Annotated in this window: 5 protein-coding genes; 2 read left to right on the plus strand and 3 right to left on the minus strand. The window is 55.8% G+C overall.

The features are described 5' to 3' along the window. Positions 1 to 3 precede the first annotated feature (3 nt). The gene (locus Fuma_RS14455; protein WP_145944182.1) at positions 4 to 3,015 is read right to left on the minus strand and encodes a hypothetical protein; all 3,012 of its coding nucleotides are present in this window, start codon (positions 3,013 to 3,015) and stop codon (positions 4 to 6) included. Positions 3,016 to 3,497: 482 nt separating this feature from the next. On the opposite strand from Fuma_RS14455, the gene Fuma_RS14465 reads away from it, so the two are divergent. Further along, positions 3,498 to 4,322 (plus strand): hypothetical protein, encoded by an 825-nt coding sequence (locus Fuma_RS14465; protein ID WP_077024749.1) that lies wholly within the window; start codon positions 3,498 to 3,500, stop codon positions 4,320 to 4,322. Positions 4,323 to 4,706: 384 nt separating this feature from the next. On the opposite strand, the gene Fuma_RS14470 is transcribed toward Fuma_RS14465, so the two are convergent. Beyond that, positions 4,707 to 9,005, minus strand: coding sequence for a protein kinase domain-containing protein (locus Fuma_RS14470; RefSeq protein ID WP_158520991.1), 4,299 nt, complete (start codon positions 9,003 to 9,005; stop codon positions 4,707 to 4,709). A 400-nt stretch (positions 9,006 to 9,405) separates the two neighbouring features. Continuing rightward, positions 9,406 to 9,987: an ECF-type sigma factor gene (locus tag Fuma_RS14475; RefSeq protein WP_077024751.1), complete on the minus strand. Its 582-nt coding sequence runs from the start codon at positions 9,985 to 9,987 to the stop codon at positions 9,406 to 9,408. 879 nt (positions 9,988 to 10,866) lie between these two features. Between Fuma_RS14475 and Fuma_RS14480 the strand changes: the two genes are divergently transcribed. Beyond that, positions 10,867 to 11,157 carry a hypothetical protein gene (locus Fuma_RS14480; RefSeq protein ID WP_077024752.1) on the plus strand — a complete coding sequence of 97 codons (291 nt, stop codon included), beginning with the start codon at positions 10,867 to 10,869 and terminating at the stop codon, positions 11,155 to 11,157. Positions 11,158 to 11,297 lie beyond the last annotated feature (140 nt).

The following is an 11,297-nucleotide window of genomic DNA, read 5'->3' on the forward strand; positions in this document are numbered from 1 at the left end:
CACTTACCCGGCGTGCGGGGTGTCACACGTCTGGTCGTGTTCAGCGAGCCGGTCATTCTGGATCCGCTTTGTCCGAAGTTGCTCGCGCAGGAGCGCGGCGTGGGTCTTCGCGACTTTTCTGTCGATTGTCCGACGTTTCAATTCATACGGTTCCAGGGCATCACAGCGACCAACAACCGATTCAATATGCAGACTGCTGGTCGGCAGGGCGACCTCATCAATTTGTTGCTCCCTGTCATTCCGTGGCATGCCGGCAATGTCAGGCAGAAGTCCTTCCAGATTGACACCCGGGGGAAGCGACTCGACTCTCAGCGGAAACGCCGCACGATCTCCGACAAACCCCAGCAGCCGATTCTGGACAAACCGAGCGACGCCCAGAATTTCCAGACGCCTGTATCGTTCGTTGGCGTCTTCGCTCCGCCAGATTTCATTGGCGTAAAACGTACGATTGGCTTCCAGATGAAGGATGAGCTTCTCAAACCGGGCATGTGCTTCTGCCAGTTCACGATGGCTGTAGACCTGCGGCACTTCCACGGGGACCTGCGAAACGATCGGTCCGCTCACCGGAGCCGCGCCACCTGCCGGTGGAACAGAAGAGATCTCAGCCTGTCGCTGAGTCGACACAGCGTTCTGCATGTCAACGATCGAAAGCAAATCTCTCCGGGCCGTGCTGATCGCAACAGAAAGCCCCAGGTCGATGTGGTTGTACGCGAGGTCGACGAGCATCGGTCCCAGGATCGGAAGCAGCAGAGCAGCCGTAGTCGCAATGAATACTGTGGCCACGATTCCGAACAATGCATTGACGACGACTGACGCCGCAAACATCTTGATTGTGTACAGCCAGTCGTCGTCAAAATCTTCCAGCAGATGTCGAAGTGCGGCAATGACTTCCGGTTCTGATTCCGGCTTGCTGAACTTGCCGTGAGTTGCATCGACATAAGCTCTTGCCTTCTTGTCAAAACCTGGATGAACGTTGTTCAATTTCACCCAGAAGCAGTGCTTACGGATCGCATCCCGATGATTTCCAAGCGATGCAGCGCTGAGCCGTGACGGGAAAAGCGGGTTGTAATGGTCGCCGAATTCCTCAAACGATTCGGCAATCCGATTTTCCAGATAGAGGAACTGCTTCAGGATGTCATGAATGATCCTGCCAGTCGCCATGATTCCCTTGGGAGGCTGGGCGGGCGGAATGGCGTCTTCCTGCGTTGACGACACAGGGGCGCCAGGCAACGGCAGGACCGACGTGGCGGGCTCGGCAATTCCGGACCGATGATCAAACCAGCGCTGCGCGGCAATCGTTACTGCGGCGTCGAACCCGCTTCGGTAGTCGCTGCTCATAAGAACCTCTTTCAGGCGGTGCCCGTAGGCCAGCACAAAGTCGAGATCAAACGGTCCCAACGACGGATTCTTCACAAGCAGGCAAAGCTTCGCCGAATCCTTCAACTCAGTAACGACACGGAAGTTTTCGACCACCTCAAAGTAGTTGAACGTCAGCGTACGCGACCTGTTGGGATTTTCAATCCGGCGAACTGAGCGGCGTTCGCGCCCCTCTTCATGCGTCTCAACGATCTTAACCTGATACGACGATTTGAATCGCTCCGCACTCTTCGTGGTCTGTTCATGGATCAACGAGACATCGTTCTTAAGGCCTTCCTTAACCGACCCCTTAACACCACCAGATACGCCCGCGTTCAACTTGACTTTTTCGCCCGGCAGGCCGATGTTGCCGTTACCTTCAACACGGGCATCGAGTGACTCCTTCAGATCACGAGCGATGGTGGTACTCGCCTTCGCAAGCGTATTGAATTCACGGTTCCATTCATATTCCGCAGCGAACGACTGTTCTTTCTCAACTTTTCGACGGTCCCAGGTGAAGACTTCGATGTTCAGTGACTCGCCGGGAGCCAGGTTGAGCGATGAAACAAGCGACCCGCGCGAATACCCAAGTTGCTCCCACGTCTGCTCGAACGTCGTAAACAAACCGATCTGATAGTCGGGAAACTGACCCGATTCGCCGGGCCGATCATTGCCGAAATGGCGCAGACATGCTTCCGCGCGAGGATCGGCCAGATACAGCTCCAGAATCATCTTATAGACCTGGTCCGGCCATCCGGAAATGAAGTCTACGACCGATTGCGTCTGGGCCGTGTTTTCCATCGGCCGATAATACGTTTCGGCACGCGGGTCGGTGCGGAGCAACGTCAGCCGGATACAAAAATCCTCTTCTTCGTCCGGTACGGTCAGAAACCAATTTCGGTTTCCCGCACCGGATGCCATCGTCGTCGGCCGGTCAATGGTTGATCCCGGCCCCGTCTTCTGTATCCGCACTGGATTTCCAGCAACGGAGAAGATCACTCCCTGCCCCCGATGAAGTCGGTCCACCTGTGTGCGCGAGAGTTTCACGGAAACGTCATTCCCGCAATGGGAGAGAGTCCTGCCGGCGATCAACGACTCAGGATTGCTGACCGGCAACACGTCAGCCGGATCGAGAATGATGCGAACGGGAGTTTTGCGGTCTTCTGCCAGCGAGGAGACGACAGACCCATTTTCAAGCAGCTCGCGTTTAAGTCGGGAGTTTGTCCTGACGGCTACTCCGCGATACCTGATCCCATCGCCTTTCCAACTGGCAAAATCCTGGATTCTGACGATTCGTTCCAACCCATTCGAATTTTTTTCCGTGGCGTCGCTCACTGGGACACCGGTGGGCAGGCAGGTTCCATCATTGCTGACCGCCAGATTCAGATTTCCGGCAACCACGTCAACCAGTTCGGTATGCTCATGGACCGGTTCGCTGCTGGTCAACAGATGCCAGGGGAGTCCGAGCGGAATGGTCGATTTCAAAACTCCCTGGAGCGGTACAAGCACAGGGAGCGAGAAGAGATCGCGAACCAATCCATCGTGTTCAAAAGTGACGATCTTGTAGAGCGTTTTGACGTTGGCAAGCTTATTGTCCGGCAACAATTGGTTGCAGTCGCTATCAACGGAAAACTTCTGAAACTTTGACGCTTTCGGCATCGTTGCACCCTGCCCAACCATAGCCCCAGGTAATGTCCTCCCTGCCATCGACGGTCCGACGAAATACCCTTCGTCACCTTCTCACGGTAACCCAAACGATAATCGATTCAAATGCGATTCCGTCCAATTCATATCCAGGCAGGAATTTTCCCGTTCCCCCTCGTGAAACAGATCGCTGCATTTGCCATATCAGTTCGACAACAAAACTTCGTCGATCATTCCCAATGCTTTTAGGCACCGTTTCGTGCGTCAGGTGGGCGCAGTCCTGAGCGTCGAAGCGTTCAGTTGCAATCTGCCTTAGCCCTACACTCCGAGGCGACATCAATTTGATCCATGGCATCGCTCAAATCTCATCCTGACGCACGTTCAAGATGACGACTTCCTCGATCTACTTGCCATCCTGAACTGTGCCCACAGTTTCCGCATGATGCAGATCCGCTGGTTTGTGGTTCGTTGAACATCAGATTGTTACAAATGTAAAAATGCAGAAGACCATCGCGCTAATCGGACATTCCGCTGCCGGAAAATCTTCGTGTCTCGATGCGTTAAAGATCGAGCCTGCGGCCGACATGGATGTAAGCCTTGGAACAAGGACCGAAGACTGTCCCACATTAGATCAGGGCCTCAGGTGGATTCTGGAATATCCGCACGACCTTGTCGTTGTGAGCAATCATGAACAGATGCTGAAATCATTCCACGAAGCAAAACGTGGAGGAGACGCTCGGTTCGCGCAAGTCCATTTCCTGTACCTCAAGAAACCAAGAGAACGCCTCAGGCGACACTTGAAACGTTCGACGCTGTCGGGAAGTCATCGGCCCAAGAAGCATCAAGAATACACTCTGGCGATTTACGATCGCTTTGATCAGATGTTCTCTGAATTGGCCGATGAACAGATAGACTGCTCGTCCGGTGACCCCGCCGAGATCTCGCGCGTGGTCCGCGGTGTACGCTGCAGGATCCGCTATGCTGACGTTGCACAGCCAAAACTTGTCTTTTCGGTTTGCGGATTGTCTGCCGTTGGAAAAGGGACACTGATCGACAAGTTTCATCGTCCTGATCCCGGATGGCGAGAGCGGTTCGACGTCAGTGGCTCCGCGGAATTCTATGCGGACCGATCGTCGACGCGTTTAGAGAAGAACTCATATCGACCGACCACTGAGATGTTCGAGCCCTTCTTCCCTGACGTCATCGTTAATCGTTGGCAGTTCCGTCAACATCGGCACCTCGAAGCTCTGCCACGGGCATTTCCCCAAAGTACGCACAAGCGCCGGGGCCATAATCTGAAATTAACTGCACAGGGGGACTGAGGCCCCGTCCAGCAACTGCGCATGACAGTCTACTGATTGGTGGTGCAGCTTCTCTTGAAAAAGCAGGAAGTCTCCGGTCAAACTGCCTTGGCAGCGATTGCCTTTTTCGCAAGGATTTACGTTTGGGAGCGATCGTGATGACGGAGCGACGTGCAGTGGTACTCCTAAGCGGTGGCTTGGATTTCTGAACAGCTTTGGTCATGGCGAAAGCCGACGGGTTTATACCGCACGCGTTGTCGTGAGCGTGCACTCGGTCTTTGACGGACTTGTAACAGAATCGTCGGTCGCTCCGTAGTGAGCACCGCCTTTGACCTCGCCTGACAAGTCCATTGGATGTAGCCACGCCTCAATATGTGTTGATGGCATTCCGTTTTACGATCTCGATCACTGGCCAAATTGCAGCCGCCAGGCTTCCAGATGGCCATCCGAGTTTAGGCCGTAGCCGGTAACCTGTCGCCCGTCAGCGGATACATCGAGCGCATCCACCAGCGTCCATCCTGCGACTTCCGAGTTTGTCAGGCAAACGGCGTTAAGGTCCATGAAACCGCTATGTGACGTCCAAGAACACGCGTGACTGTTCTTCCTGTACAAGGCCTGCCCCAGCCGACCCACGATGGTATTGCCATCGCCGGAAATCGCCTGCGGACGCAGCTCAAGAAATCCGGGGGGAGGTTCCAGGATTTCCAAGGCGCCATCTCGCCACACAAACATCCGGGCCCCGGGGTGGTGAATGCGATCTCCTGGTGCCCAGCAAGAGCCGATAATGGTCGTGCCGTCATCCGAAATGTCAACGGCCTTCCAATTCCATTGCGGTCCGAAGCCAGGCATTTCCTGGAGTTCACCGTTACTCCAGAGTACCGGCTGAGCGTTGCGCCAAGCGCTCAACGCTTCACCATCACTATCGGCGGCGACCTCAAATGTCGTGCCCAGAATGAACCGTCCATCGGGAGTCATGGACGCCGTAACACCGTTGTTTTCTGCTGACGGAAGCGGGAGCCAACGCAGTTCTCCGCCACGTTCCACAAAGGGTTTCTGTTCTCCTTTGGGGCCGGCATAGCCTGCGACGATCTTGTTGTCGGCTGAGATCGCAACAACCATTCCCGGACCTTCTGCGACTCGACGGGTTGATCCGTCCGGGTACCAGAGACGAGCCGAGTATCCGCGTTCTCCCACAACGCCTCCCGCGCCGCCGAATACCGAGTGATCGGCCGAAACGCATGTGCACTCACCGTTCAGGCCGTCTGGATACGGTGGCCCCAAACGGCGAATGCCATCTGTCTCCGACCACACAAAAGGGCTGAATCCCTTGAAATGGAAGCTATGCCCGACCACCAATCTTCCGTCAGGGGAGATTCCCCTGGATAGACTGCGGTGCATGCCGCTGGTCAGATCACCCAGCGCATCAAATTCAACGGACTCACCGGTCTGGAAGTCCAACATGGCAGAGGTGTCCGCCGGACGCGTGCACTGTTGTTTAGAATCAATCGCTTCAAAGATGGAAACGGTGTCATTTTTGTCCAGCACTGCGAGGCGATTATTGTCCGGACTCAGTTCGGCATAAACGGCGGGCACTTCCTGCGGTACCACAAGATCCAGTAGCGGCTGCATCGACGTGGCGTGCCATATTCTGATGCGGCAGGATTCACCTGCGGAAACGATCCGCGTTCCATCCCGCGAGTAGCTGATCGATGTCACGTAATCGGAATGACCAGGGAGTTCCATCAGCCCTTTACCGGATGCCGCATCCCAGATTCGGATGTGTCGATCATTGCTGCCGGTCGCAATGGTACTGCCGTTCGGACTGAAGCTGACACAGCGAAGTGTGGATGAATGCCCGGAAAACACGATCGGGGCAGTGTCTAAATCAAGAGAGTAAAGCAGCAGGTTGTCCAAAAAACCGAAGGCCAACGTCTGACTGTCTGGAGAGAAGGCAAGGCATCGACAGGCCTTGACCGGAAATTCACGCACTGGCCGTCCATCAATGGCGCTGCGAATGCGGACACTGGTACCGCCATAATCGACGGTAGCAACCAGCCGCCCATCCGGTGAGATCGCGACGCGATAGATATCTTTCGTGCACTTCCATTGTGTAATCCTCTTATTTGTTCTTAGGTCCTGCACAACAACTTCTGAATCACTGGCAAGGACCGTCCTGTCTGAATTCTGACTGATGGCCATCAATTTCCATCCGGCTGTGGAAACCGGTTCACGCGTGCGAATGCCGAAGCGATCGGAACTCAGTCGCAAGAGTTGATGATTTCCTAACAGCAGGTCTCCGTCATGGGCAAACCCCAACACAGAGACGGAATCGACCTGACGGTACGTGTCCGCCTGGATCCTCGGCCACGAAGACACCTTCCCATCACGGCTAGCGGAAATGACATGTCCCGTCTGGGGGTGAACAGCCAGCGCCTGCACTCGCGATTCGTGTGCCAGCCAGGGATCATCCTGCTGCTCGGAAATCCGGTCGCCGGGCTGATCCGTCAATCGCCAGCTGCGAATGATGCCGGCACGATCTCCGACAATGATTCGGTCAGGGGAAGGTGCAAAAGCCAGACTTTCGATGCCGTCAAGAATCTCAACTCGACTGACATCCCCGGTCGTCGATTCCAGGATCACCAGTTCTCCGTTGATGTCGCCAGCTGCGACAAGTGTGCCGTCATCTGACACGGCAAGGCTGACGACGCGACCGGACAGAGTGATTGGGTCGCCGCGAGAGAAGTGCCCGGCTATGTCCCACAGCCGCAATGTGCCATCGCTACTGGCGGTTGCCAGAAACGCACTGTTTGAGGAGAGAGCCAGACGCTCTACTGCACGCCCGTGACCGTCAAGCGTCGCGACCAGACTCTCTTTCTGACGGTCCCAGATTCGAATTAGCGTGTCGTCACCCGCGGCGATAAGCCACCGCCCGTCCAGTGTGAACAGGGCGTCGTTGGCTTCGCCCGCATCGTCAATGTAATCTGCTTCTGTCGGGCTGGTCTGAGCTTGAAGGGTCCGGACTAGCTGCAGCCCATAGCGCGGCGATTCGGTCACCTGCTCGCTGTGATCTGTCTTGCGAAAGGAATACAGCCGGACGGTGCCATCCGCGCAGGCACAGGCCACGTTATGACCATCATGTGACCAAGCGGCGCTGTTCAACATAGCCCATGCAGGATGTTCACACACGGACTGACCGGTATTGACATCCAGAATCCGCAATAGCGAATCACGGGCAGCTACGGCCACGTGGCGACCGTCGGGTGAGACCCTAGCGCAACGAATCTGCCCAAGAAGGGACCGAGTCCAGAGAGGCTCTTGTTGAACACGCTGGTTAAGGTGCTGCCATTCGAACGACTCGGTCAGCCCGATGCGCTCGGGGGAAGTCTGTCGGGACAGCAGGTTGTGAGTTCGGACAACGTCGCCAACTTGCAATGCAGCGCCCGCCAAATGAACCTCAGTTGCATAAAGTAGTTCCTCGGCCTCAGCACGAGTGCGTTCGGCAGTGCGAACCTGACCTGCCAGTCGCTGATTGGTAACAGCGATGACGTCAGCACGGAGTTCCGCAAGCTTCAGCGCTTGACCGGCCTGCTGCGCCTGCCACAGTGCGGCCGCTGTGCCCAGCAGTAACGCCAGGCACGCGATGGTTGCTCCGCCAATCATCGCTCGATGGCGCCGGGCGGTTTTCCGCACCCGGTATAGTGTAGATGGCGGCCGGGCGGCGATCGGTTCATGATTCAGGAATCGGTGCACATCCCTGGCTAGATCGCGAGCGGATTGGTAGCGCCGTAAGCGGTTCTTTTCCAACGCCTTCATCACGATGCAGTCCAGGTCTCCGCGGACACGGCGGGGCAGCAAACTCGTCGCGGCGGAACTGCTGCTTACTGCGGCAGTATCGTGAGACTTTCGGAGCGTCGCCGAACGACTCGGGAGCGGCGGTGTTTCTTCACGAATGATCTGGAACAATTCTGAAAATCCGGCCTTGCGGATCCGTTCCGGGTCAAAGGGAGGCTGATGGGCGACGAGCTCGTACAATAACACTCCCAGCGAATAGACGTCGCTGCGGGTATCGACATCAAGAGCGTTGAATTCCGCCTGTTCAGGACTCATGTACATCGGCGTGCCGAGGACTTCTCGAAAGCCGGTAACATTCGGATTCTCTGAATCAGCGCCGATCGCTTTGGCAATTCCGAAGTCGATGACTTTGGGGATTATCGAGGCTTCGTGTTGTTCGACCAGAATGTTCGACGGCTTCAGATCCCGGTGAATGATTCCCTTTTGGTGAGCATGCTGAATAGCGCTGCAAATGTCGACAAAAAGTTTAAGGCGTTGTTCGAGCGGCAGTTCGTGCTCTCGGCAGAACTTCAGAATGGAAGAACCGCGAACCAGTTCCATGACGAAGTACGGCAGCCCGGTATCCGTTTTTCCGCCGTCAAACACTCGGGCGATGCTCGGGTGATCCATGATGGCGAGCGTCTGCCGTTCGGCTTCGAATCTCAACAGCACGTCGCGCGTGTTCATTCCGGGATTGATTACCTTTACAGCCACGCGGCGGCGAACAGGTTCTGTTTGCAGTGCCATGAATACCGTGCCCATGCCGCCCCGACCGATTTCTTCGACAAGCTTGTAGCGGTCAATGACCGGCTGCTGATCGATGTCAACGACGCATTTTTCGGCGTCCATGCAACTATTGGCGAGTTTCGTCACCTCTGGATTCCCATCCGGCTGGCAAGATGTGTTTACAGCCTGGTTCAGCGGGTTGAAACGAGCATCGTTTCGCGCGGCTAGTAGCAGTTCGACACGTTGCCTCAGCGTTGTCTGACCACGGCAAGCGCCAGTCAGAAAGCTCTCCCTTTCGCCAGGATCCGAGATCCTTGCGGCTTCCATGTAAAGTTCACGCTCGCGATTTCTTGCTGGATTCTGACTCATCGACACGACCGGTCTGCGGTTGTCTGCGTTGGTTGCAATAGTTTGGGGGAATGAGCTCTGAACTTCACTGCGCGAGCGGCGACAATTCGAGAGGCTGCTTAGTGAACTCTTTTAACACGCGCCTTTCAGTCCGGTGATGTCCGTAGGGATTCGAAAAATCTTGGCATTCTTATGACATTTAACGCGGGCAATCAGACGGTCTCAGCTCAACGGCAAACCATGCGAGCGCATAATCCCAGAGTTCGTAGGCCACGGTACGGGAGATTTTCAGAATCTCTGCTGACTCTGTGACCGATAGTCCGGCGTACAAACGCAGTCGAACCAATTCCGCGACCTGTTCGTCCGACTGCTCCAGCTTCTGCAGGGCATCGTCCAGTTCCAGTAGTTGCTCGTGGCTGATCGGTTGATCGGGAATCTCCATGTCGATCCACGTGAGCTGAACTCGGTCGCCACCACGCTTGAGTCGGGATCGGGAACGGGCGTGGTCGATGAGGATGCGGCGCATCGCACTGGAGGCAGCGGCGTAAAAATGGGCCCTGGAGTCCCATTTCTTGTCATGGTCGGAGCCCATGATTCGGAGGTAAGCGTCGTGGACGAGAGCGGTGGCCTGAAGCGTATGGTTGACTCGCTCCAATGCCATCTGCTGAGATGCCTGCTTGCGCAGGTCCTCGTAAACCAACGGCAGCAGGTCACCGGCGGCCTGATCATTTCCTGCTGCAACCTGATGCAGAATCTGGGTAACTTCCTGAAAACTTTCCATTGTTGAATGTGCGTTCCATTGAGCAATGTGAAATCGTCGTCCCCGATCTTATCGCCTTAGCGTGCTCCCGAGCAATGAATTCATTCAGGTTGCCTGATTTGGACCGATCCACAATTTCCAGATGGGACTCCTCCAGATCCCGCGAGCGCTATGTCGGCTTGTAGTTGCACGAAGACAGCCGACTCACGTGGTTGCTGCAATAGAGTGGAATATTGTTCAGTAGTGACTTGCCGGACGTCTGCCCCGCATCGGCGCAGGATTGCGTGCCTCGAAGAACTTGGGTCAGGTTTTTCGGACGAACATGCGGTGGGTGACGGATGAGAAGACGAGAGGATCGGCACGATTTCACCGGCGGCGGTCGATCATCTCCGTTTTCACGACAGAAGGCGCTGGCTGCCATCTTACTCTTAAAGGACGACCTGCCCACAGTACTCCTTGTAGCGTCGCCCGTCGGTTTCATAAACACCCTGTCGCCCTTACAGCCGGCTTTCTTCGGAATGGCCACGCTTTTGGTTGTGGCGAGGATAATCAGGTGAGTCCGGTGAACTGCCGACCATGTGGTTGCTGGGCCGGCCCGATGCACGCAGAAATTCCGTCACGGATGCGTTCCTCGCAGCTGCTCGCAGTAGTTTCCCTTGTGTTGGCCGGCCAGTGGGGGAATTGAATCCTGCCGCCCGATTTGGCATGGCGATCACGCGCAGAGCAATTGTGGGTGCTCAGCCAAATCAAATCTCGGAGACCAGACGCCGAAGTCCACTTGTTTTCTACGGTGGCTTTGCGATTGCGGTAGAGATTTTCCGCTTGAAACGTGGATGGTGGTGGACTGGCTAAACGCAACGCACGGCGCAGACACCCTCAAAATGCAGTGGCTTTTCAGCGTTGCTGCTGCTGACTGCCCTGCCGAACCTGGAGGCCGCTCTGAACGGCGCGGGACCGACAACGGTTTATGAATCATGCTTCGTCGGGCCTCATGGCTTTGTTCCGTGGCCCGCCGCCGAATCGATCGAACTGGAAACTACTCCGGATTCGCTGCAGGAACTGTGTTTTGGCGCTTATCGCGGACGGAATTGGCGGATCGAAATACCGCCTGAACAGTCAGAAATTATCCGACAACTGGTCACGCGACTGCAGCGAGTGGCCGAGGTCGCTAGCGCCGGCAGGGTACTCTAAACGATCGAGAAGCAGCCTCGCTTTTCTCCGTAATATTGCGAGTTCTCGCTCGTGAACGTCTGCTGAACCACACTGCAGTTTGCCGACTCGACAGCATTTCCGAAAAAAATCCGGACAATCGCGATGCGGATGTCGCATGA

Source organism: Fuerstiella marisgermanici (assembly GCF_001983935.1).
In the GTDB taxonomy this organism is placed as follows: domain Bacteria; phylum Planctomycetota; class Planctomycetia; order Planctomycetales; family Planctomycetaceae; genus Fuerstiella; species Fuerstiella marisgermanici.

Excerpts from the sequence above, each read along its gene's own strand:
- Fuma_RS14455 (WP_145944182.1), bottom strand. The coding sequence starts at position 3,015 with ATGCCGAAAGCGTCAAAGTTTCAGAAGTTTTCCGTTGATAGCGACTGC.
- Fuma_RS14465 (WP_077024749.1), top strand. The coding sequence starts at position 3,498 with ATGCAGAAGACCATCGCGCTAATCGGACATTCCGCTGCCGGAAAATCT.
- Fuma_RS14475 (WP_077024751.1), bottom strand. The coding sequence starts at position 9,987 with ATGGAAAGTTTTCAGGAAGTTACCCAGATTCTGCATCAGGTTGCAGCA.